The sequence below is a fragment of the Streptomyces sp. NBC_01304 genome (genome assembly GCF_035975855.1).
Lineage (GTDB): Bacteria > Actinomycetota > Actinomycetes > Streptomycetales > Streptomycetaceae > Streptomyces.
Genome location: NZ_CP109055.1, coordinates 6,514,814 through 6,536,852, shown reverse-complemented (window position 1 = coordinate 6,536,852; position 22,039 = coordinate 6,514,814). Strand labels below are relative to the sequence as shown.

General features: G+C 70.5%; 19 protein-coding genes. 6 read left to right on the top strand and 13 right to left on the bottom strand.

The annotated features are described in order from the left end of the window. Positions 1-52: 52 nt before the first annotated feature. The 6 genes from OG430_RS29145 to OG430_RS29120 all read right to left on the bottom strand — a co-directional run bounded on the left by OG430_RS29145 (position 53) and on the right by OG430_RS29120 (position 5,767). Complete coding sequence (locus OG430_RS29145; protein WP_327359263.1) at positions 53-1,348, bottom strand: hypothetical protein; 1,296 nt, start codon at positions 1,346-1,348, stop codon at positions 53-55. Between the two features lie 38 nt (positions 1,349-1,386). Next, a complete protein-coding gene (locus OG430_RS29140; RefSeq protein WP_327355586.1) occupies positions 1,387-2,559 on the bottom strand; it encodes a hypothetical protein in 1,173 nt (390 codons plus the stop codon). Next, a complete protein-coding gene (locus OG430_RS29135; protein WP_327355585.1) occupies positions 2,556-3,614 on the bottom strand; it encodes a COG1470 family protein in 1,059 nt (352 codons plus the stop codon). The genes OG430_RS29140 and OG430_RS29135 overlap by 4 nt, the downstream gene beginning before the upstream one ends. Before the next feature lie 67 nt (positions 3,615-3,681). Further along, a complete protein-coding gene (locus OG430_RS29130; protein ID WP_327355584.1) occupies positions 3,682-4,404 on the bottom strand; it encodes an LPXTG cell wall anchor domain-containing protein in 723 nt (240 codons plus the stop codon). A 255-nt stretch (positions 4,405-4,659) separates the two neighbouring features. Continuing rightward, positions 4,660-5,142, bottom strand: a complete 483-nt coding sequence (locus OG430_RS29125; protein WP_327355583.1) for an ATP-binding protein — start codon at positions 5,140-5,142, stop codon at positions 4,660-4,662. A gap of 229 nt (positions 5,143-5,371) precedes the next feature. Then, complete coding sequence (locus OG430_RS29120; RefSeq protein WP_327355582.1) at positions 5,372-5,767, bottom strand: STAS domain-containing protein; 396 nt, start codon at positions 5,765-5,767, stop codon at positions 5,372-5,374. 249 nt (positions 5,768-6,016) lie between these two features. On the opposite strand from OG430_RS29120, the gene OG430_RS29115 reads away from it, so the two are divergent. Then, the gene (locus OG430_RS29115; RefSeq protein ID WP_327355581.1) at positions 6,017-6,922 is read left to right on the top strand and encodes an RNA polymerase sigma factor SigF; all 906 of its coding nucleotides are present in this window, start codon (positions 6,017-6,019) and stop codon (positions 6,920-6,922) included. Positions 6,923-6,976: 54 nt separating this feature from the next. Here the strand turns inward: OG430_RS29115 and OG430_RS29110 are convergent, their stop codons facing one another. Further along, positions 6,977-7,687, bottom strand: coding sequence for an aspartate/glutamate racemase family protein (locus OG430_RS29110; protein ID WP_327359262.1), 711 nt, complete (start codon positions 7,685-7,687; stop codon positions 6,977-6,979). Between the two features lie 552 nt (positions 7,688-8,239). Between OG430_RS29110 and OG430_RS29105 the strand changes: the two genes are divergently transcribed. Continuing rightward, positions 8,240-8,545 carry a DUF6879 family protein gene (locus tag OG430_RS29105; protein WP_327355580.1) on the top strand — a complete coding sequence of 102 codons (306 nt, stop codon included), beginning with the start codon at positions 8,240-8,242 and terminating at the stop codon, positions 8,543-8,545. A 63-nt stretch (positions 8,546-8,608) separates the two neighbouring features. Here the strand turns inward: OG430_RS29105 and hutI are convergent, their stop codons facing one another. From hutI to hutU, 4 genes are all read right to left on the bottom strand, one after another. Continuing rightward, positions 8,609-9,778, bottom strand: coding sequence for an imidazolonepropionase (gene hutI / locus OG430_RS29100; protein WP_327355579.1), 1,170 nt, complete (start codon positions 9,776-9,778; stop codon positions 8,609-8,611). A gap of 164 nt (positions 9,779-9,942) precedes the next feature. Next, positions 9,943-11,292 (bottom strand): formimidoylglutamate deiminase, encoded by a 1,350-nt coding sequence (locus OG430_RS29095; RefSeq protein ID WP_442816738.1) that lies wholly within the window; start codon positions 11,290-11,292, stop codon positions 9,943-9,945. Continuing rightward, the gene (locus OG430_RS29090; protein WP_327359261.1) at positions 11,289-12,479 is read right to left on the bottom strand and encodes an allantoate amidohydrolase; all 1,191 of its coding nucleotides are present in this window, start codon (positions 12,477-12,479) and stop codon (positions 11,289-11,291) included. Before OG430_RS29090 ends, OG430_RS29095 begins: the two co-directional genes overlap by 4 nt. A 65-nt stretch (positions 12,480-12,544) precedes the next feature. Beyond that, the gene (gene hutU / locus OG430_RS29085) at positions 12,545-14,209 is read right to left on the bottom strand and encodes a urocanate hydratase (RefSeq protein WP_327355577.1); all 1,665 of its coding nucleotides are present in this window, start codon (positions 14,207-14,209) and stop codon (positions 12,545-12,547) included. Between the two features lie 125 nt (positions 14,210-14,334). Here hutU and OG430_RS29080 point away from each other — a divergent pair, with 125 nt between their 5' ends. Next, positions 14,335-15,684, top strand: a complete 1,350-nt coding sequence (locus OG430_RS29080) for a diaminopimelate decarboxylase (protein ID WP_327355576.1) — start codon at positions 14,335-14,337, stop codon at positions 15,682-15,684. 16 nt (positions 15,685-15,700) lie between these two features. Here the strand turns inward: OG430_RS29080 and OG430_RS29075 are convergent, their stop codons facing one another. After that, positions 15,701-16,537, bottom strand: coding sequence for a MurR/RpiR family transcriptional regulator (locus OG430_RS29075; RefSeq protein WP_327355575.1), 837 nt, complete (start codon positions 16,535-16,537; stop codon positions 15,701-15,703). A gap of 171 nt (positions 16,538-16,708) precedes the next feature. Here OG430_RS29075 and OG430_RS29070 point away from each other — a divergent pair, with 171 nt between their 5' ends. Next, positions 16,709-17,128, top strand: coding sequence for a hypothetical protein (locus tag OG430_RS29070; protein WP_327355574.1), 420 nt, complete (start codon positions 16,709-16,711; stop codon positions 17,126-17,128). A gap of 537 nt (positions 17,129-17,665) precedes the next feature. Here OG430_RS29070 and OG430_RS29065 read toward each other — a convergent pair. Beyond that, positions 17,666-18,697, bottom strand: coding sequence for an SGNH/GDSL hydrolase family protein (locus OG430_RS29065; protein ID WP_327355573.1), 1,032 nt, complete (start codon positions 18,695-18,697; stop codon positions 17,666-17,668). A 279-nt stretch (positions 18,698-18,976) separates the two neighbouring features. On the opposite strand from OG430_RS29065, the gene OG430_RS29060 reads away from it, so the two are divergent. Next, complete coding sequence (locus OG430_RS29060) at positions 18,977-20,374, top strand: cystathionine beta-synthase (RefSeq protein WP_327355571.1); 1,398 nt, start codon at positions 18,977-18,979, stop codon at positions 20,372-20,374. 250 nt (positions 20,375-20,624) lie between these two features. After that, the gene (locus tag OG430_RS29055) at positions 20,625-21,848 is read left to right on the top strand and encodes an acetyl-CoA C-acetyltransferase (RefSeq protein ID WP_327355570.1); all 1,224 of its coding nucleotides are present in this window, start codon (positions 20,625-20,627) and stop codon (positions 21,846-21,848) included. Positions 21,849-22,039 lie beyond the last annotated feature (191 nt).

Here is a 22,039-nt window from a genome sequence, read left to right as displayed (position 1 = left end):
AATCTTTGAAGCCGGCGGCAGCCTTACGGGAAGGGGCGGGTAGGGGAAAAGATCAACGCAGACGACGACGCGGCATGAACGTGAACACTGCCCCGCCCAGCAGAATCACCGTCCCGGCAATGAGCCCGAGCGCACGCAGCGCACCGTTGTCATCGGCTCCGGTCTCCGCGAGACCACCACCGGAAGCCGAGCCCCCGGCCGAACCGGAACCCGAACCCGAGCCGGAGCCCGAACCACCCGCGGCCCCACCGGGCACCGCAGCCGTGTCGATCTCGAGGGACACGAGATTCGTCTCAGGCGTACAAGTCGTCGTCGTACCAAGCGCCTTGACGATCAGCACACCCGGCGACAGCGTCGACTTGCCCGAAGCACCCGGCTTGTACGTACCGGTCAGGTCGGGCACCGTGATCGGGTCCCCGGACTTGATGGGCTTCGCGTTGGTCGGCCCTTCGACGTGGACCGTGCCCTTGTCCGCACCGCCCAGGTCGACCTCCATGGACGGCTTGACCGAGTCCTTCGGAATGTCGGCCGGGCTGTCCATCACGGACGTCTTGAACTTGACCGTGAGGTCGTAATTCCCGCCGGCCTTCTTGGCGTTGATCTGCACCGGCGACGTCGCCGACTTGTCACCGATCGGCGTCACGCACTTGTAGGGGACCTTGACTTCCTTGCCCTCGAAGTCCGTCTCGCCGCCCCCACCACCGGTGGAGCCGCCGGAATCCGAACCACCGGAGTCCGAACCACCGGAGTCCGAACCGCCGGAATCCGAACCGCCCGCGGCAGAACCGCCCGAGTCCGAACCACCCGCAGCCGCACCACCCGAGTCCGAGCCGCCCGAACCGCCGCTGCCACCGGTCACCTTGATGGTGACCGCCTTCGGCACGGCCTCCTTCGGCGAGCACTTGGTGTCCACCGACATGCCCATGACCTTGGCATTGATGTTGTAGACGTCCGGCGTCAGCGTGAGGTCACCGGCCGCCGTGAGCTTGATCTTGCCCTTCATGTCGGCGAGCTTCATGTCGCCGCCCTTGGGGATCGCCGGGTTGGTCCGCGGCCCCTCCAGCTTGATGTCGGCACTCTGCGCGCCGGACGTCTTGACCGTGCCGGTCGGCAGCAGCGAGTCCTTGGGCAGATCGATGATGTCGGGGTTCTTCGACGCGGCCTGGGTGAACTTCCAGACCACCTCGACCTCGTCGCCCACCTTCGCCGTGGCAGGCGCGGTGATGTCGGCGATGGTGGTCCCCTGGACCGGGTCCGAGCCCATGCTCGGCACGCACTCCGTCTTCCACGAGGACTCGGCGGCCTGTGCGGGTGCCGCGGCCAGCAGGATGCCCGCGCCGCCGAGCATGAGCGCGACTCCCGCCGCGCTCACTCTCCGTTGAGTTCTCACGTGTTGCCCTTCTTTTCGACTGCAGGGGAACGGTTCTCTTGCGGTGCGGAGAGCTGTGCGCCCGGTGCGGAATCCGGGGTGAACCACGGCAGTGCCGTGGAGTTTGTGGGTGTCTCGGGTGCGGCGGCGTGCTTCGCGGTACGCGGCTTCCGCTCCGCGCGCGGCGGCTTCTCGCCGTCCGGGGAGGGCTCGCCGCGCCGCCCGGCCGCCGCCGAGCTCAGCGGGGTCAGCATCTTGGGGAGACGTACGGTCCGGTCGGCCATGCGCGACCGACCCCGGTGCCCGCCGCCGCCCCGGCGCGGCCGCACCCGGTCGACGACCGCCATGCCGATACGGAACACCGCCGCCGGCACGATCAGGCAGAGCAGGATCCAGAAGAGCGTCACACCCCAGGGCCGGCCGACGCCCCAGGGCTGTTCGGCAAGCACCTTGTCGCCGTACTGCAGGGAGACCGTGTAGTCGCCGTGGTCCCCGGCGCCCAGCTGAACCTGCAGCTTGACCTGCGCCTTCTTACCGGGCGCGATGGTGCCTCGCCACTGCTGTTCCTCCCACTCGGGGGCGAGGACGCCGTGCGCGGTGCCGACCTTGAAGATCGGGTCCTTGACCGGGGCCGAGCCCAAGTTGCCCACGGTCAGCACGAGTTTGCGGCTCGGCGGGGCGCCGAACCAGTTGAGGATGCCGCTCGATCCCTCGAGCCGGGTCGCCGCGAGGACGGCCAGCTTGCCGCCGCCCTGCTGGTCGGGCAGCGGCTTCACCGGGTGCCCGGCCACCTGGAACGGCGTCTGGGCCTCGGCCTTCTCACCGGTCACCGTGGCGGCGTGCACCACGCAGGGGCAGGGCTTGGGGGGCTCGGCCACGGCGAGCTTCATGCTGAAGGCGCCCTTGGCGTCGGTGGTGACGGCCCGGCCTTCGGGGTTGGCGCAGGCGTTCGTCCCACCGATCATGTTCTGGCCGCAGATGATCACGGTGAGCAGCGCCTTGGGCCGCCAGTCCTTGCCGGTCACCGTGATCGAACCGCCCTTGCCTGCCTCCTTCTTGTTCACCGCGATCGAGGGCTTCCCCTCTGCGGCAAAGGCGCCGGGCGCGGGCAGCAGCGCCAGGGACAGCGCCGCGGCCACCGTGGTCAGGGCCGCGACCAAGCGCCGCCGCAGGCTCAGATCGACGTTCACTGGTCTTCTCCCGTTCGCGCGGACACCGATCGTGGGGACACCGTTCGTGGGGACACCGTTCGTGCGGACATCGCTTCTGCGGGCATCGCTTCTGCGGGGGCCGACACCATCACCAACTGGCGCTCGTCCGGCGCCTCTTGCCCTGCCTCCGGCTCACCCCGACCGGACCCGCGCCCCCGTCTGCGTACGAACCAGACGGCCGCACCCACCACCGCCAGTCCCCCGCCGACCCCGCCCACGAGGCCCCACGGCGCGAAGGACGCCGAGGCGTCCGCCTCGTCCCGGGCGCCGCCGCCCGCCGTCACCGTGAGCGTGACGTCGACCGAGTCGAGCGTGGGCGGATCGGGCCAGGGCTCGGTGAGGGAGATCTTGCGGCCGGGGAGCAGCTCCACCTGGAGGCTGCGCGGGGCGCGGCGCAGGACCTCGCCGAAGAGGCCTTCGCCGCGCACCGCCAGCTTCGGTGTGAGGGTCGTGTTGCCGCGGTTCACGACGTCGTACGAGATGCGCCCGCCGTCGATCCGTACCTTCTCCACGGTCAGCGCCGACAGCGTCGGGCCGCTGACCGTCAGATGCACCCACACCCCGGCGTTCCGGCCGCCGCTGCTCGCGATGATCGCCGCGGGGTGGTCGCCGGGCTGTGCGCCGCCCGGCACCGCGACGGTGAACGGCACCTCGGCGCGGGTCCGTGGCGGCACGGTGATCCGGTCCTTCTTGAGCCGCAGCCAGGTCCCGCTGTCCGCCGACTTCTGCTTGGCCCGGACCGCGGCCGAGCCGTCCGGTGCGTTGTCCGCGTCCGTCCCGCGCAGCTCGACCGTGAGCGGCTTGTCGCCCGGGTTGGTCACCGCCACGGTGTCCTGGAGCACGACACCCGGCGCCCCCTCCAGATAGAAGTAGGGCCGGTCCCCGTCGGCGGGACGGGTTCCGCCGCCCGAGGAGGGCGCGACGGACCAGTTGTCGGCGTCGTCCTCGGCGGCCAGGGCGGTGTGCGCGGGCAGGGTGAAGAGGCCGGCCGCCAGAAGAAGGCAGGCGGCACCGGCTCGGGTGGCGGACAGCATCGGCGGCTCCAGGTGCTGTGGTGCTTTTGGTACGTCGTACGCGTACGTTCCGGGCTGTGCGCGGTGGCTAGTTGCGCGCGGCCTGGTTGCGCCGGGTCAGCCAGAGCACTCCCGCAGCGCCGGCAAGGAGGACGGTCCCGCCGAGCGTGCCGAGCGCGATCGCGGAGTCCTCGGGTCCGGTCTGCGGCAGTTCGCTTCCCTCGCCGGAGTCGCTCTGCGAGTCGCCGGTGGTGGAGCCGCCGCCCGAGGTGGAACTGCCACCGCCCGTGGAGCCGCCGCCGGAGCCCTTGACGTCCAGGGTCAGCGAGGGCTTGGGGTTGTTGGTCGGGGTGCAGGTGGTGGTCGTGCCCATCGCCTTGATGGTGAGCGTGGAGGCGGTGAAGGTGACCTTGCCGCTCTTCTTGGGCGTGTACGTACCGCTCAAGTCGCTGATCTTGATGGGGGTGTTGGCGGGAATCGCCTCGGAGTTGGCCGGCCCCGAGACCGGCACCGTGCCGCTCTCCGCGCCGCCCAGCTTGATCAGCGCGCTGGGCTTCATGACGCCCTTGTCCAGCTTGAGCGGGCTGGAGGAGACACCTTTCTGGAAGGACATGGTGAGCTTGTAGCCGCTCCCGCTCTTCACGCTCTTGATGTCGATGGGCGAGACCGCGGCCTTGTCGCCGATCGGTGTCTTGCACTTGTAGTTGACGTCCACGACATCGGCGTGGGCAGCGGGGGCGGCCATCAGCACCGCCGAGCCGGCCAGGGCTGCGGCGAGCACGAGCCCGGCAGAGCGTTTCTGGTACGACACCTCGAAGTTCCCCTCATGCGCCGGTAGTGAAGGACGAAAGCAACTGGTGCGGTGGACGGTCCCGAACTGCTTCAAGAATCGGCCAAGTTACTGACGACACATCAGATTGGGCGCTCAAGGTACGCCCGGGCGCTTGTGGAGGGAAGACAAAGAACAGCCCCGATCTCGTACCCCCTTAGGACCTGCACAGAGGGCGCGAACCGCGGGTAACAGCAAGGGGTGACAAGGGACTGTCAGGCCGAAACCAAGCAGGAACTAAGCCGGAACTCCGAGCTCCGCCCACACCGTCTTGCCGGCCTCGCCGGGGGTGCGCACGACTCCCCAGTCCAGGCAGAGCCGCTGCACGATGAACATGCCGTGCCCGCCGGGCCGCCCGGCCCGGTGCGGGGTGCGCGGCGTCGGCTGGCCCGCGCCGCGGTCGGAGACCTCGAGCCGCAGCACCTTGCCGTCGCAGCCGATCCACAGCTCGTCGGCGCCTTCGGCGTGCAGACAGGCGTTGGTGACCAACTCGGAGACGACGAGGAGGACGTCCTCGGCGGCCGCCCGGCGGTCCGCGGTGGCGGCGGGCAGCCAGCCCCAGTCGTGCAGCGCCTGGCGGGCGAAGTCACGGGCGAGCGGTACGACGCCGCTCGCGCCGTCGAGACTCAGCCTGCGCACCTGGCCATCGGAGCGCGCCGGCGCGGCGGCATCCGCCTCCGGGCCGCGGTCGCCCGGCGAGAGGGGCCGGGTGGTGCTCATCAGCGCTTCACCTCACCGATTCACCAGTTCGTCGTTCAAGTTCGGGTAGTACCTGTTCGGGCGGTACGGGTCCTGCGGATCCCGTGGGCTTTCTGTGGACTCACAGCATCGTGCAGTCGTCTCCTGCCCGGCCGTTCCGTGAGAACACCCACCAATTCGGCACGGTTCCTGTGACGCGGGTTACGCGTCGATCACGCCGGGACAACTGTGCTGTAACTCCGCACGGTGGTCAGCTCGTGGGCTCCGTCGGCTCCGTGGATTCGGCCAGCGCGGCCTCGAGTGACTCGTGCACGGTGAAGACCGCCTCCGCTCCGGTGATCTCAAAAACCCGGGCCACCACCGGCAGCATCCCGGCCAGATGGACCCCGCCCCCCGCTGCCTCTGCCTTGAGGCGTGCACCGAGCAGCACGTTCAGCCCGGTGGAATCACAGAATTCGAGCTGCGAGCAGTCGACGACGAGACGGGTGAAACCTTCGGTCAGACAGCTTTCGAGCGGTTCCCGCAACAGATCGGCGGTGTGGTGATCCAACTCACCCACGGGTGCCACGACCGCACTGCGGCCCTGACTCCACGCCTCGACCCGAAGCCGGCCCCGGTTTGTGCTGCCGACCGTCCCGCGGTCCATGCCGTCTCTCTTCCCAACGTCGCGAAGCTCGTGTTGACGCTCCAAAACACTACGCCTTCCGTACGCCCCGGGGTACCCGAACTTCCCCTCGATTTCGGACATATCACCACATAACTCACTTGCAAGTGGCAGCAGTAAGCGGGTAGGTCTAGATAAGACAGCAATCAACACGACCGGCTTTGGAGGCGCCGCACTCGTAGTGCACGTATTGGCATCGGCAGCCATATGCCGAGAATGATGGAGGACAGCATGTCACCCCGGCTCGACGCATCGCCCGCTCATCCAGCGACGTCGACACCCCCACCGGAATCTGCAGACGCCGCGCTCGAGGGCCTCACGGAGCTCCCAGGTCTCTCCGATCTGCCCGAGATCCCGCCCTTCGACGAAGTCGCACCGCTGGATGCAAGGGCCCTGTCCAAGACCCTCTTCGGGCGCCTCGAAACGCTCGAGGAAGGCACCCATGAGTACGCGTACGTACGCAACACGCTCGTGGAACTCAACCTCGCCCTGGTGAAGTTCGCCGCATCCCGGTTCCGCTCCCGCAGCGAACCGATGGAAGACATCATCCAGGTGGGCACCATCGGCCTGATCAAGGCCATCGACCGCTTCGAACTCAGCCGCGGCGTCGAATTCCCGACGTTCGCGATGCCGACCATCGTCGGCGAGATCAAGCGCTTCTTCCGCGACACCTCGTGGTCCGTGCGCGTGCCGCGCCGGCTGCAGGAACTCCGTCTCGACCTGGCCAAGGCCGGCGACGCACTCGCTCAGGAGCTCGACCGCGCGCCGACAGTGGGCGAGCTCGCGGAGCGACTCGGCATCTCGAACGACGAGGTCGTCGAGGGCATGGCGGCGAGCAACGCGTACACCGCGAGCTCGCTCGACGCACAGCCGGAGGAGGACGACTCCGAGGGCGCGCTGGCGGACCGGATCGGCTACGAGGACCACGGGCTCGAAGGCATCGAGTACGTCGAGTCGTTGAAGCCTCTGATCGCCGAACTCCCGCCGCGCGACCGGAAGATCCTTTCCCTCCGCTTCGTGGCGAACATGACGCAGTCCGAGATCGGCGAGGAACTCGGCATCTCCCAGATGCACGTCTCCCGCCTGCTCTCGCGCACGCTGGTACGCCTGCGAAAGGGCCTGACCGTCGAAGAGTGACGGCGGCCGTCCTTCGCCTCGTGCACACGTGTGGCGGCGGTGGCGGGAGCGCTCCTAGGCCTGGAGCGCTGCCGCCACCGCCGCCTCGGCGTGCAGGCGGGTGGTCGGGAAGAGAGGCACCGGGCTGTCCCCGTCCCCTTGCCCGTCCCCGTCGCCGATCAGCAGCTCGATCTCCGTACACCCGAGAACGACGCCTTCCGCGCCGCGCGCGACGAGCTCCCGGATGACTTCCTTGTACGCCTCCCGGGACGCATCCCGTACGACTCCGAGGCACAGCTCCTCGTAGATGACGCGGTGGACCAGCGCACGCCCCGCCTCGTCCGGGACGATCACGTCGAGCCCATGACCCGCCAGGCGCTCCTTGTAGAAGTCCTGCTCCATGGTGAACGCGGTCCCGAGCAGACCGACCTTCTTGATTCCCTTGTCCTGCACGGCAGTTGCGGTCGTGTCGGCCAGGTGGAGGAGAGGCACCCCGATCGCTGCCTCCACTTGCCCGGCCACCTTGTGCATGGTGTTGGTGCAGATCAGCACGAGGTCGGCCCCGGCGGCCTCAAGGGATGTGGCGGCATGCGCGAGCAGCTCGCCGGCCTGCTCCCACTCCCCCGCGACCTGCAACTGCTCGATCTCGGCGAAGTCGACGGAGTAGAGCACCACCCGGGCCGAGTGCAGCCCGCCGAGCCGCTCCCGTACGAGCTCGTTGACGAGCCGGTAGTACTCGGCACTGGACTCCCAGCTCATGCCGCCGATGAGGCCGATGGTCTTCATGGGTGTGCTCGTCATGGGGTCAGCATCGCATTCGGCCAGGCCGTGCTTCTGACCGAAGCCCGCGTTCCGTGAGGCCGGGCTTCTGGCCGGAGCAGACATTCCTGGGGATCGGGCCCCGACACCGGAGCATCCCCCACCGCGACGCCTCGCCCCGCCCCCGCCGCCGCCGCCGGGCTTCGCCCCAAGCGCGCGCTCCCGCAGACCCCCGCGCCGCTCCCCGGAGCCCCACCCGGAGTGCCAGGTGGGGGGAAACGGACACTTTCTAGCCCTCTATGTCCTAATTCGCCTGCCCTATTTCCCTCACCTCGCTCGCTGCGCCCCTCGGAGCGCTGCCGCAGCAGGTTCCCCTGCCGGAGCATCGCCCACCGCACCACCCGGCCCCGATCCCATCCACCACCCCCACCACCGGGCTCACCGCGAGCGTGGCCTCGACCCGACGAGCCCTCACACCCGCAGCTCGAACCACGGGACTTTCCCCGCCCCCGCAGGCACCGCCCGACTCCCCCACGCCTGCGCGCACCGGCTCACCAGGAGCAGGCCCCGGCCCTGCTCATGCCCCGGCCCACCACCCGTCGGGCAGGGCAGCGCGCTGCTCCCGTCCCGGACGCTGATGTGCAGCGTGCCGTCGCACCAGCGCACGCATACGGTCGCGGGGCCTGCCGCATGGCGGTAGGAGTCTGGCTATTCGACTCCCAGACCATCGTCAAGTTCCACTTCAACGATCAGGACACGACCCTTGGCGTCGAGGTGAGCGAGGATCCCACTCACGTTCGCGCGACCTGTCAGGCACGAGACGCCGCATGGCGACATGCGATACACACCGCTGAGTTCCAGGCACAGCTACATTCCACCGGCTGAGCACGCCAAATACGCACAGAGGGCAGCCCCTGAGCCATGTCGCCTCCGGTACGCCGGTGACGGTTAAGCCACGCTCTCGCCACCCCGCCACACCTTCGTGACCAGCGGCACCCCCGGCCGATAAGCCAGATGCACATGGCTCGGCGCATCCAGCAGTGCCATGTCCGCCCGCGCCCCCGGCGAGATCCGGCCCACGTCGTCGCGGCGCAGCGCCGCCGCCCCGCCCGCCGTCGCCGACCACACCGCCTCGTCCGGCGTCATCCCCATGTCCCGTACCGCCAGGGCGATGCAGAACGGCACGGAGGAGGTGAAGGAGGACCCCGGATTGCAGTCCGTGGACAGGGCCACCGTGGCGCCCGCGTCGAGGAGGCGGCGGGCGTCCGGCCACTCGGCGCGGGTGGAGAACTCGGCGCCCGGGAGCAGCGTGGCGACCGTGTTGCCGTTCGCGAGGGCGTCCACGTCAGCGTCCGTGAGGTGGGTGCAGTGGTCGGCGCTGGCCGCGTCGAGCTCCACTGCGAGCTGGACACCAGGGCCGTACGACAGCTGATTGGCGTGGATCCGGGGCGTCAGGCCCTTCGCCCTGCCCGCCGTCAGGATCGCACGGGCCTGGTCGCCGTCGAAGGCGCCCTTCTCGCAGAAGACATCGATCCAACGGGCGTGCGGAGCACAGGCGTTGAGCATGTCGCCGGTGACGAGGTCGACGTACGCGGCCGGGTCGTCGGCGTAGTCCGGGGACACGATGTGCGCGCCGAGGTACGTCACCTCGTCCGTGTGCCGCGCGGCGATGCGCAGGGCGCGGGCCTCGTCCTCGACCGTGAGGCCGTACCCGGACTTGGTCTCGAAGGTCGTCGTGCCCTGGCGCAGGGCCTCGCGGAGGTAGCGGACGAGGTTGGCTTCCAGCTCCTCGTCGCCGGCGGCCCGGGTGGCGGCCACGGTGGTGCGGATGCCTCCGGCGGTGTAGGTCTGGCCGGACATGCGGGCGTTGAACTCTGCGGTTCGGTCGCCTGCGAAGACGAGGTGAGAGTGGGAGTCGACGAAGCCCGGGATTGCCGCGCGGCCCTTCGCGTCGTACGACGCGTCTGCCTGCGGCGCGTGCCCGGTGGGGCCGACCCATGCGATGCGGTCGCCCTCGATGACGACTGCGGCGTCCTCGACCAGGCCCAGGGGGCCTGACCCTGCGTTCGGGTCGTTGGTGACGAGGCTCTTGATGTTGGTGATGACGGTGCTGGTCATGGTCCTCTCCGATGTTCTCTCTTCCCCACCCCGCCCCTTCCCGTAAGGCTGCCGCCGGCTGAAAGGACTGTCCTCAAGCGCCGGACGGGCTGAATTCATCAGCCCGTCCGGCGCTTGAGGACACAGCTCCGCAGGATTTCGGGAAGGGGCGGGGTGGGGGAAAATCAGTTACGCAGCGCCGCGATCGCAGCAGCCAGCTCCGACGGCACATCCGGGACAAGGGCGTGGGACCCGTCCCGCACCACATGACGCCCGCCCACCACCGTGTCCCGCACATCGGCAGCAGACGCCGCGAACACCGCGGTCTCGGCAGCAAGCCGGGGCAACGGCCCCGCCGTACGCACCGAATCCAGCGCCACACACGTGAAGTCCGCGAGCGCACCCGGCTCAAGGTCACCCGCGCCGGCCCAGCCCAGGGCCGCATGCCCATCCCCGGAAGCCGCCCGCAGCAGCGCCGCAGCGGTCCAGTGCCCCCGAGTCCGCGACCGCAGGCGCTCGTTGAGCTCCAGGGCCCGTGCCTCCTCCAGGAGGTCGATGACGGCATGGCTGTCCGAGCCCAGGGACAGCGGCGAGCCCGCGCGCTGCAGCGCGACCGCCGGGCCGATGCCGTCGGCCAGGTCGCGTTCCGTGGTGGGGCACATGCAGGTGCCGGTACCCGACGAGCCGAGCAGGGCGATGTCCTCATCGGTCAGATGCGTGTTGTGGACGCCCGTCGTGGACGGCCCGAGCACCCCGTGATCGGCAAGCAACCGCGTCGGCGTACAGCCATGAGCCGCGAGACACGCGTCGTTCTCGGCGGTCTGCTCGGAGAGGTGGACGTGGAGCGGGGCGCCCCGCTCACGGGCCCACTCGGCCACCGCCGACAACTCCCGCGCGGGCACGGCCCGTACGGAATGGATCGCCGCACCGATGCGTACCCCGTCCGAAGGAGCGTCCTTCAACGCGGAAGCCCGAGAGGCCCAAGCGTCCGCCGTCCCGTCCGAGAAGCGCAGCTGGTGCCGGTCGGGCGCGGCGCCGAAGCCCGACGACAGATACGCCGTGTCGAGGAGCGTGATCCGGATACCGGCGTCCCGGGCGGCGGCGATCAGCGCCGCGCCCATCGCGTTGGGGTCGTCGTACCGTGCGCCGCCGGGCGCGTGGTGGACGTAGTGGAATTCGCCGACCGCCGTCACGCCGGCCAGCGCCATCTCGGCGTACACCGCACGCGCGAGCGCGTAGTACGTGTCCGGGGTGAGGCGGGAGGCCACCTGGTACATGACCTCGCGCCACGTCCAGAACGTCCCGGACCCCACCTGGACCGTGCCGCGCAGCGCCCGGTGGAAGGCGTGGCTGTGGGCGTTGGCGAGGCCGGGGAGGGTCAGGCCGCGCAGGGCCACCGAGCCTGGCTCGGGGGCTTCGACTCCCTTGCGCACAGCCGCGATTCGGCCGTCCTCCGTCACGTCCAGGGCCACGCCCGGCTCGACGTTCGTATCCAGCCAGGCGTGCTCGGCCCAATACGTGGTCTTCGGAGTCAGCTGCACGCGAGTCCCTCCAGTACGTCCGCCAGTGCGCGCACCCCGGCCACGCAGTCGTCCTCGGCCGCGAATTCGGCCGGGGAGTGCGAGACGCCCGTGGGGTTGCGTACGAACAGCATGGCGGTGGGGATCACCGAGGACAGGATTCCCGCGTCGTGTCCCGCACCCGTGCCGAGCACCGGCACCTCGCCGCCGAGCAGACGGCCGAGCTCGTCGCGCAGGGCGTGCTCGAACTCGACGACCGGAGTGAAGGACTCACGGACCACGGACAGGTCGATGCCGTGGCGGTCGGCGTACTCGCGGGCCGCCTTCTCGATCGCGGTGACCGTCTGGTCGAGCGTCGACTGGTCGGCGGCGCGGGAGTCGAGCCAGCCGCGGACCAGGGACGGGATGGCGTTGACGCCGTTCGGCTCGACCGAGATCTTGCCGAAGGTGGCGACCGCGCCCGCGAGTTCGGCCTCGCGGCGGGCGGCGAGCACCGTCTCCGCGTACGACAGCATCGGGTCGCGGCGGTCGACCAGGCGCGTGGTGCCCGCGTGGTTGGCCTCGCCCCGGAAGTCGAAGCGCCAGCGGCCGTGCGGCCAGATCGCGCTCGCGATGCCGACCTGGTCGCCGGTCAGGTCGAGGGCGCGGCCCTGCTCGACGTGCAGCTCGACGAAGGCGCCGATGCGGGCGAGGCGCTCGGGGTCGGGGCCGATGGCGTCCGGGTCGTACCCCGCGCGTTCCATGGCCTGGGGCAGGCTCACACCCTCCGCGTCGCGCAGCTCGTACGCCTTCTCCTTGCTGAGCTGCCCGGCCGCCAGCCGGGACCCGACGCAGGCGAGGCCGAAGCGGGCGCCTTCCTCGTCGCCGAAGTTGGTGAGGGCGAGGGGTCGCCTGAACTGCACCTTGCGGGCGCGGAGTTCATCGAGCGCGGCGAAGGAGGAGACCACGCCCAGCGGGCCGTCGAAGGCCCCGCCGTCCGGCACGGAGTCCAGGTGCGAGCCGGTGACGACCGCGTCGCCGCGCGCGGGGTCGCCGAGCCAGGCCCACTGGTTGCCGTTGCGGTCGACCTCGTAGTCCAGGCCGCGCGCCTCCGCCTGCGCCTGGAACCAGAGCCGGCAGTCCGCGTCGGCGCCGGTCCAGGCGTAGCGGCGGTAGCCGCCCGAGGCGTCGCTGTGGCCGATGGGCCGCAGCGAACGCCACATGGCGTGGAAGGTGGGGCTGTCGAACCTGTCGCCCGTGTCGTTCTTGGAACCGTCGAACGTGTCGCTCACTCGGAGTCGCCCTCACGCATCGGAACCCGTACGCCCTTGTCCTCTGCGACCGACTCCGCGATGTCGTAGCCCGCGTCCACGTGCCGGATGACGCCCATGGCGGGGTCGTTCGTCAGTACGCGGCGGATCTTCTCGCCCGCGAGCTTCGTGCCGTCCGCCACGGAGACCTGTCCGGCGTGGATGGACCGGCCCATGCCGACGCCGCCGCCGTGGTGGATCGAGACCCACGAGGCGCCGGACGCGACATTGACCATGGCGTTGAGCAGCGGCCAGTCCGCGATCGCGTCCGAGCCGTCGAGCATGGCCTCGGTCTCGCGGTACGGCGAGGCGACGGAGCCGCAGTCGAGGTGGTCGCGGCCGATCGCCAGGGGGGCGGCGAGGGTGCCGTTGCCGACCATGTCGTTGAACATGTCGCCCGCCTTGTCGCGCTCGCCCTGGCCCAGCCAGCAGATGCGTGCGGGGAGGCCCTGAAAGTGGACGCGCTCGCCTGCCATCTTGATCCAGCGGTGCAGCGATTCGTTCTCCGGGAAGAGGTCGAGGATCGCCTTGTCCGTCTTGTGGATGTCGCTCGCCTCACCGGACAGCGCCGCCCAGCGGAACGGGCCCTTGCCCTCGCAGAACAGCGGACGGATGTACGCCGGTACGAAGCCGGGGAAGGCGAACGCCCGCTCGTAGCCCGCGAGTTGGGCCTCGCCCCGGATCGAGTTGCCGTAGTCGAAGACCTCGGCGCCCGCGTCCATGAAGCCGACCATGGCCTCGACGTGCTTGGCCATCGACTCCCGGGCCCGGGTGGTGAATCCGGCCGGGTCCTTGGCCGCGTACGACTGCATGTCGTCGAAGTCGACACCGATCGGCAGGTACGCGAGCGGGTCGTGGGCGGAGGTCTGGTCCGTCACGATGTCGATGGGCGCGCCCTCGGCGAGCATCTGCGGAAGGAGCTCCGCGGCGTTGCCGAGCAGGCCGATGGAGAGCGGACGGCGGGCGTCGCGCGCCTCGACGGCCAGCTGCATGGCGTGCTGCAGCGAATCGGCCTTCACGTCCAGGTACTTGTGCTCGATGCGGCGCTCGATGGCGCGCGGGTCGACGTCGATACAGATCACGACGCCGTCGTTCATGGTGACGGCGAGCGGCTGGGCGCCGCCCATGCCGCCGAGCCCGGCGGTCAGCGTGATCGTGCCCGCGAGGGTGCCGTTGAACTTCTTCGCGGCGACCGCCGAGAACGTCTCGTACGTCCCCTGCAGGATCCCCTGCGTGCCGATGTAGATCCACGAACCGGCCGTCATCTGGCCGTACATGGTGAGGCCGAGCTGCTCCAGGCGCCGGAACTCCTCCCAGTTCGCCCAGTCCCCGACGAGGTTGGAGTTGGCGATGAGGACGCGCGGCGCCCACTCGTGTGTCTGCATGACGCCGACCGGACGCCCGGACTGGACGAGCATCGTCTCGTCCTGCTTGAGGGTCCGCAGCGTGCGGACCATGGCGTCGAAGGAGCGCCAGTCGCGGGCGGCCTTGCCGGTGCCGCCGTAGACGACGAGCTTGTCGGGGTGCTCGGCGACCTCGGGGTCGAGGTTGTTCTGCAGCATCCGCAGGGCGGCTTCCTGCTGCCATCCCAGGGCGCTCAGTTCCGTACCGCGCGGGGCTCGTACGGGGCGGGGTCCTGACATGGTCTGCCTCCCAGGTGACGACTACAGGGTTGTGACGGTTGTATTCACATCCTGGTCTGGTGAATAGAACTAGTCAATACGCCGGTACGTCTGCGGGGCACGCGCCGCGATGATTGTCTTGATCCATGGCCATAGGTATCGAGGCGAACCCGGGGGCGGAACCTGTCGCCCGTCGCGACCAAGCCGTCCGCGCAGCCGTCGAGCAGGGCCTCGTGGGCCCCGCCGATCCGCTGATCGCCCTCCTCGACATCGCCGGCATCCGCGCCTCGGCCGGAGCCCTGCGCTCCGCCTTCGCCGAGGTCACCGCAGCCCCCGTGCTGCACGCCTTCGCCGTGAAGGCAGGTCCCCTGGTCCCGGTCCTGCGGCTGCTGCGCCAGGAGGGCATCGGCGCCGAGGTGGCCAGTCCGGGCGAGCTCGCGCTGGCCGCGGCGGCCGGGGTCAAGCCCGCGCACACCGTCCTGGACTCCCCCGCGAAGACCCCGGCCGAGCTGCGCCACGCCCTCGCGCTCGGCATCGCGGTGAACGCCGACAACCGCCAGGAACTGGCCCGCCTGGACGCCCTGGTGGGCTCGGCGCCGACCCGGTCGCCGCTCGGCCTGCGGGTGAACCCGCAGATCGGCGCGGGCTCGATCGACGCCCTGTCCACGGCCACGCCCACCTCGAAGTTCGGCATCGGGCTGCGCGACGAGGGCGCCCGGGCGTGGGTGATCCAGGCCTTCCTGGACAGACCCTGGCTGACCCGGCTGCACACCCACACCGGCTCCCAGGGCATCCCGCTGGAGCTGATGGCGCAGGGCGTCCGGGCCACGTACGAACTCGCCGAGGAGATCAACGCCCGGATCGGCCGCCGCCAGATCGACACGCTCGACATCGGCGGCGGACTGCCGGTCAACTTCGCCTCGGACGAGGAGAGTCCGACCTACGCCACGTACGCCCGCCTCCTCGCCCGCGAGGTCCCCGGCCTGTTCACGGGCGCGTACGGCCTGGTCACGGAGTTCGGCCGCTCGCTGCTCGCCAAGCACGGGACGATCGTGGCGCGGGTCGAGTACACGAAGACCTCCGGCGGCCGCCCCATCGCCATCACCCACGCGGGCGCCCAGGTAGCGGCCCGCACGGTCTACGCCCCGGCCTCCTGGCCGCTGCGCATCGCGGCGTACGACGCGAAGGGCCGGCCCAAGGCGGGGCCCGCGGTGCCGCAGGACGTGGCGGGCCCGGCCTGCTTCGCCGGGGACCTGCTCGCCGAGAACCACCCGCTGCCCCTCCTGGAGCCGGGCGACTACGCGGCGGCCCTCGACACCGGCGCGTACTACTTCGCCCACCACTACGCGTACAACAGCCTTGTCCGGCCGGGCATTTACGGCTTCAGCACCACTGCCGACGGCGTACGGTTCGCGACGGTACGCACCCCGCAGACGGTCGACGAACTCGTCACGGAGTCGGGCGGCGAGCACGCCCGCGCCCTGGACGGGATCTGACCGGTCCGGCGCGCGCTCACTCGACGAACAACCCCCGGGCCACCGCCCGGGCGTCGAACTCCTCGAGCCGGGCCTGCGCCTCCGGCAGCCCGTCGCACATCGCCTCGAGGAGCACCCGCCCGAGCAGCATCGGCGCGCAGGCCGTGTCGAAGGCGAGGCCCGTGCCCACCGCGGCGGGGATCAGCAGGTCCGACACCTTGGCGACCGGCGCGAAGGCGCTGTCGGCGACCGTGACCACGGTGAGGCCGGCCGCGCGGGCGTGGGTCAGGGCTTCGATGACCTCGCGCGGGTGGCGGGGCAGCGCGAAGCAGAGCAGGGCCGTGGCGCCCGCGCGTACCGCCGTGTCGATGCGGTCGGCCAGCATCGTGCCGCCCTCGTCGAGAAGGCGTACGTCCGGATGGACCTTCGCCGCGAAGTACGAGAAGCCGTACGCCTGGGACGCGGCCGCGCGCAGCCCGAGGACCGGCAGCGGGCGGGAGGCGGCGAGCAGCCGGCCCGCGCGCTCCACCGGGGCGGGGTCGGCGAGCATCGCGGCGAGGTGCCTGAGGTTCTCGATCTCCGCTTCCACCGCCTGCTGGTACTCGTTGTACGCCGCCGGCTCGGCGGCCGGCTCCGCGGGCGCGACCTCGCGCAGGTGCTTGCGCAGCGCCGGGTAGCCGTCGAAGCCGAGGGCGACCGCGAAGCGCGTGACGGACGGCTGGCTGACGCCGGCCAGCTCGGCCAGTTCCACCGAGGACAGGAAGGGCACATCGGCCGCCCTGCGCACCATGCAGTGCGCGATCCGGCGCTGGGTCGGCGTGAGCCGGTGCCCCTCGAAGAGCTGCTGCAGCCGCGATGCCGGGCTCTCTGACATGACTTCCCCACATTCACCGCATGCGCAGATCGACGAGCTATTCAGCCAACCAGAACTCTGCATGAGGATATGCAGCCGGGCAAGGGTGAGCGGAACTGGTGGCTTCCCTCAGGGCGAAAAGGGGGGCTAGCCCCACTGCCCCGGCCGCCCCATCTCCGTACCGTGAAGACCATGGAAGCCCGCGACCCTGAGCTCAAGAAGGAACTCGACGCCACCTTGCAGACCCGCAAGGAGCTCGGCGACGACTACGAGACCGCGCTGGTCGAGTCGTTCCTGGAGAAGGTCGAGCAGCGCCTCGACACGACCGTCGACAAGCGCGTACGCCGGCAGCTCGCCGAGCAGCAGATGGTCGTCGCCAGAAACTCCCGCGGCCCGCAGGGCGGCGACAACTGGGGCGAGCGCTTCGGCTTCGGCATGGTCTCGCTGATCCTCGCGATCCCGCTGTCCGCGATCGCCGCGGTGAACGCGGGCCTGGCCGGCCTCGTGGTCTGCTGGGCCGGCATCGTCGGCGTGAACACGGTGCATTCGCTGCACAAGTTCCCGCACTTCGGGCGGGGGCGGCGCGAGGAGAAGTCCGACTGGGAGGACTGACCGACTCGAAGACCGCCACCATCAGTTGAGCACCCCGACGGCGGGGGCGGCGGTCCGCGAGAGCGGCGGCCGTTCGGCCGCCGAAACGGTACGTGGCCGACACGTACGCGCAGCACCCGCTTAACAAGCGTCCTGCACATTAGGGGATGTCGGCAGGGCGGGAGCGGCTCCCCGCCTCGCCGGCACCGAGCGGCGAACAGGACCTCCGGAGCGGCTCCCGGACCTTCTGGACGCCACGGACGTGGCCCGCCGGCCCTGACCTGGCACCGCGTCCCTCGCGGGGACCGCCGTCGTCCCGCCCCCTTGGGCAACCAGGGGGTGCGGCGGTCCCCGCGCCAAACTCTCCTAGGGCCTGTCCGGCGGATCTTCGCGGGCCCACGACGCCTGGCACGCGCCCCCAGCCTCCGGCCGGGGGTGCCCCCGCTCGCCGCACGCCCGAATCACCCAAGTACGTCCAGTACGAGGGCGATCCGGGCGCACGCCGAGAGCACGCACCAGACGCCGCGGGCCCTTCCGCGAAGATCCGCCGGACACGCCCTAGGCTCCGGCCTCCGCCGGGGCGACGGTCGCCGCGTCCGGCGCCTGGATCCGCCGCCGCCTGCGCCGCTTGAGCATCGCCCAAGGACCGCGCGGCCCGGTCGGCATCGCCGCGGTGACCTCCGTGCCGCCCTCCGACGCCGCCTGCGCGGCGGCCCGTGCCACCGGCAGGAAACCCTCGTCCCGCGACACGTCCGGGCGCTCCTCCTCGGGCCAGAGCCCGAGCGCGGCGCACACCGTGGGCAGCACCGCCATCGCCGCGGTCGCGTAACCCTCCGCCGAGGGGTGGTAGTTGTCGGGCCCGAACAGCTCGCGCGGGTTCGCCGTGAACTCCGGGCCGAGCAGATCCCCGAGCGACACCGTGCGCCCGCCCTGCTCCACGGCCCCGATCGTCTGGGCCGCCGCCAGCTGCCGCGAGACCCGCCGGGCCAGCCAGCGCAGCGGCTGGTAGACCTGCTCGACCGAGCCGAGGTCCGGACAGGTGCCGACCACGACCTCGGCGCCTGCCGTACGGAGGCGGCGTACGGCCGCGGACAGATGCCGTACGGACTTCGTCGGCGGCATCCGGTGCGTCACATCATTGGCCCCGATCATGATCACGCAGACGTCCGGGGCCGGATCGGAGTTCGCCAGGACCAGCGTGACCTGCCGGTCGAGGTCGTCCGACTGCGCCCCGGGCAGCGCCACATTGCGCAGCCGCACCGGCCGCTCGGCCACCGCCGCGAGCCCCTGCGCGATCAGCGCGCCCGGCGTCTGGCGGGCCCGGTGCACGCCCTGCCCCGCCGCCGTGGAGTCGCCGAGCATCGTGAAGCGCAGCGGCGGGGAGCCGTCCGCGAACGCTCTTCCGTACAGCCCCTCGGCGCCCGGCGGATCGACGGACACCCCGCCGATCCTGCTGCTGCCCACCTGCCGCTTCGCCAGCCGCACCTCGGCAAGCACCAGGCCGACCGCGGCCGCGCCGACCAAGCCGACACCGCCGCCGCCGTACGCAGCGCCCGCAGCGATCCGCCGCGCCACCCTCGCCCTCGACATGGATCGAAGCCACCGCCTTCCCGCTCAGTGGAGCCATACATCAACTGCTTGCCCCGTCGGACGGGGCAGTCAATCTCCGACGCCACCGGTACTGCCCCCAGTCACCACACCAGTCGACGCTCGACGACCGCTCGGCAATCGCTCGACGACCGCTCACCCGTGGGTCGGCCCTCGCTCGGCCGGCATTGCGCCTTCGCCACCAAGTCTCCGGACCGGGCTCCGAATTCCGCTTAGGCTGACCGCAATCCCATGGCGAATCCGCAGATCCGGAGACCAACGGTGCATTTCCACGATTCGATGATCAGCCTCGTCGGCAACACCCCGCTGCTGAGGCTCAACAACGTCACCTCGGGCATCAGGGCGACCGTCCTGGCCAAGGTGGAGTACTTCAACCCGGGTGGCTCCGTGAAGGACCGCATCGCGCTGCGCATGATCGAGGCGGCCGAGAAGAGCGGCGCCCTGCAGCCCGGCGGCACCATCGTCGAGCCGACCAGCGGCAACACCGGCGTGGGCCTGGCCATCGTGGCCCAGCAGAAGGGCTACAAGTGCATCTTCGTCTGCCCTGACAAGGTCTCCACGGACAAGATCAACGTGCTGCGCGCGTACGGCGCCGAGGTCGTCGTCTGCCCGACGGCGGTGGACCCCGAGCACCCGGACTCGTACTACAACGTCTCGGACCGTCTGGTGCGCGAGACGCCCGGCGCCTGGAAGCCGGACCAGTACAGCAACCCGAACAACCCGCGCTCGCACTACGAGACCACCGGCCCCGAGCTCTGGCAGCAGACCGAGGGGAAGATCACCCACTTCGTGGCGGGCGTCGGCACGGGCGGCACGATCTCCGGCACGGGCCGCTATCTCAAGGAGATCAGCGACGGCCGGGTGAAGGTCATCGGCGCGGACCCGGAGGGCTCGGTCTACTCGGGCGGTTCCGGGCGGCCCTACCTGGTCGAGGGCGTCGGCGAGGACTTCTGGCCGACGGCGTACGACCGTACGGTGACCGACGACATCGTCGCGGTCTCCGACAAGGACTCCTTCCAGATGACCCGCCGCCTCGCCAAGGAGGAGGGCCTCCTGGTCGGCGGCTCCTGCGGCATGGCGGTCGTGGCGGCCCTGGAGGTGGCCAAGGAACTCGGCGAGGACGACGTGGTCGTGGTCCTCCTGCCGGACTCCGGCCGCGGCTACCTCTCGAAGATCTTCAACGACGAGTGGATGGCGGACTACGGCTTCCTGGAGGAGGCCGGCCCGTCCGCGAGCGTCGGCGACGTCCTGCGGCACAAGGAGGGCGCCATCCCCAAGCTCGTGCACATGCACCCCGAGGAGACGGTCGGCGAGGCCATCGAGGTGCTTCGCGAGTACGGCGTCTCGCAGATGCCCATCGTGAAGCCGGGCGCCGGCCACCCGGACGTGATGGCGGCCGAGGTGATCGGTTCGGTGGTCGAGCGCGAACTGCTCGACGCGCTCTTCGCCCAGCGGGCCTCGCTCGGCGACCCGCTGGAGAAGCACATGTCGGACCCGCTGCCGCAGGTCGGCTCGGGCGAGCCGGTCGCGGACCTGATGGCGGTGCTCGGCGCGGCCTCCGGCGCGGACGCGGCGATCGTCCTGGTCGAGGGCAAGCCGACCGGCGTGGTCAGCCGGCAGGACCTGCTCGCGTTCCTGGCGCGGGCCACGGAGCACTGAGGCCGGCACGGGCACCGAGATTCGGCGCAGGCCATCACTGACGCCGAGGCAGGCACATGAGCGGGCGCTCGGGGGCTGCACAAGCCCTGAGCGCCCGCTTAGACTGGGGCTGAGCGCTCGCTTAGAAAAGAGTCCGGGGTCACACGCCGGACCCGATGACCTTTGGCGTACGTACGAGTAACTTGCCCGGTGGCCCTGCCAGGTCACCAGCCCCCAGCCCGCCTGCCCGCTCGCGAAAAGGGAACCCCTCATGCCCGAAGCCGTGATCGTCTCCACCGCCCGCTCCCCGATCGGCCGCGCGGGCCAGAAGGGCTCCCTGAAGGATCTGCGCCCGGACGACCTGACCGCGACGATCATCCAGGCCGCCCTCGCCAAGGTCCCCGAGCTCGACCCCAAGGACATCGACGACCTGATGCTGGGCTGCGGCCTGCCGGGCGGCGAGCAGGGCCACAACCTGGGCCGGATCGTGGCCGTGCAGATGGGCATGGACCACCTGCCGGGCTGCACCATCACCCGCTACTGCTCCTCCTCGCTGCAGACCTCCCGGATGGCGCTGCACGCCATCAAGGCCGGCGAGGGCGACGTCTTCATCTCGGCCGGCGTCGAGACCGTGTCCCGCTTCATCAAGGGCTCCTCCGACGGCCTGCCCGACACCCACAACCCGCTCTTCGCCGACGCCGAGGCCCGCACCGCCGAGGTCGCCCAGTCCACCGGCGCGAGCTGGCACGACCCGCGCGAGGACGGCCTGGTCCCGGACGCGTACATCGCGATGGGCCAGACCGCGGAGAACCTGGCGCGGATCAAGGGCGTCACGCGCGCCGACATGGACGAGTTCGGCGTCCGCTCGCAGAACCTCGCCGAGGCCGCGATCGCCAAGGGCTTCTGGGAGCGCGAGATCACCCCGGTGACGCTGCCCGACGGCACGGTCGTGTCCAAGGACGACGGCCCGCGCGCGGGCACCACCCTGGAGGGCGTGCAGGGCCTCAAGCCGGTCTTCCGCCCCGACGGCCTGATCACCGCGGGCAACTGCTGCCCGCTGAACGACGGCGCCGCCGCCCTCGTGATCATGTCCGACACCAAGGCGCGCGAGCTGGGCCTGACCCCGCTGGCCCGCATCGTCTCCACCGGCGTCACCGGCCTCTCCCCCGAGATCATGGGCCTCGGCCCGGTCGAGGCGTCCAAGCAGGCCCTGAAGCGGGCCGGCCTGACCATCGACGACATCGACCTGGTCGAGATCAACGAGGCCTTCGCCGCGCAGGTCATCCCCTCGTACCGCGACCTGGGCATCGACATCGACAAGCTGAACATCAACGGCGGCGCGATCGCGGTCGGCCACCCCTTCGGCATGACGGGCGCCCGCCTCACCGGCACGCTGATCAACTCGCTCCAGTTCCACGACAAGCAGTTCGGCCTGGAGACCATGTGCGTCGGCGGCGGTCAGGGCATGGCGATGGTCATCGAGCGCCTCAGCTGATTTCCACCAGTGCGTAACCGGCCGATCTCCGGCCGTGACCTAATCTCCCCCAGGATGTGACCTTCGTCCTGGGGGAGATGTTTATCCGCAGGTCAGAGCGTTATGGCGAATTCCGCCGGGTCGAAAGACCTGTCCATTTCATGACCTAATGCACTGACAGCATTTAGCCGCCTCCGACAAGCTGATGTAGG

What these genes read in the sequence shown, in the direction of transcription:
- hutI (WP_327355579.1), bottom strand. Translation starts at nt 9,778, where the DNA reads ATGACCAGCACCGTCATCACCAACATCAAGAGCCTCGTCACCAACGAC.
- OG430_RS29080 (WP_327355576.1), top strand. Translation starts at nt 14,335, where the DNA reads ATGGCCATAGGTATCGAGGCGAACCCGGGGGCGGAACCTGTCGCCCGT.
- OG430_RS29090 (WP_327359261.1), bottom strand. Translation starts at nt 12,479, where the DNA reads ATGTGGCGTTCGCTGCGGCCCATCGGCCACAGCGACGCCTCGGGCGGC.
- OG430_RS29120 (WP_327355582.1), bottom strand. Translation starts at nt 5,767, where the DNA reads ATGGACCGCGGGACGGTCGGCAGCACAAACCGGGGCCGGCTTCGGGTC.
- OG430_RS29110 (WP_327359262.1), bottom strand. Translation starts at nt 7,687, where the DNA reads ATGAAGACCATCGGCCTCATCGGCGGCATGAGCTGGGAGTCCAGTGCC.
- OG430_RS29115 (WP_327355581.1), top strand. Translation starts at nt 6,017, where the DNA reads ATGTCACCCCGGCTCGACGCATCGCCCGCTCATCCAGCGACGTCGACA.
- OG430_RS29055 (WP_327355570.1), top strand. Translation starts at nt 20,625, where the DNA reads ATGCCCGAAGCCGTGATCGTCTCCACCGCCCGCTCCCCGATCGGCCGC.
- hutU (WP_327355577.1), bottom strand. Translation starts at nt 14,209, where the DNA reads ATGTCAGGACCCCGCCCCGTACGAGCCCCGCGCGGTACGGAACTGAGC.
- OG430_RS29065 (WP_327355573.1), bottom strand. Translation starts at nt 18,697, where the DNA reads ATGTCGAGGGCGAGGGTGGCGCGGCGGATCGCTGCGGGCGCTGCGTAC.
- OG430_RS29145 (WP_327359263.1), bottom strand. Translation starts at nt 1,348, where the DNA reads ATGCTCGGCGGCGCGGGCATCCTGCTGGCCGCGGCACCCGCACAGGCC.
- OG430_RS29070 (WP_327355574.1), top strand. Translation starts at nt 16,709, where the DNA reads ATGGAAGCCCGCGACCCTGAGCTCAAGAAGGAACTCGACGCCACCTTG.
- OG430_RS29135 (WP_327355585.1), bottom strand. Translation starts at nt 3,614, where the DNA reads ATGCTGTCCGCCACCCGAGCCGGTGCCGCCTGCCTTCTTCTGGCGGCC.
- OG430_RS29105 (WP_327355580.1), top strand. Translation starts at nt 8,240, where the DNA reads ATGCCCCGGCCCACCACCCGTCGGGCAGGGCAGCGCGCTGCTCCCGTC.
- OG430_RS29125 (WP_327355583.1), bottom strand. Translation starts at nt 5,142, where the DNA reads ATGAGCACCACCCGGCCCCTCTCGCCGGGCGACCGCGGCCCGGAGGCG.
- OG430_RS29075 (WP_327355575.1), bottom strand. Translation starts at nt 16,537, where the DNA reads ATGTCAGAGAGCCCGGCATCGCGGCTGCAGCAGCTCTTCGAGGGGCAC.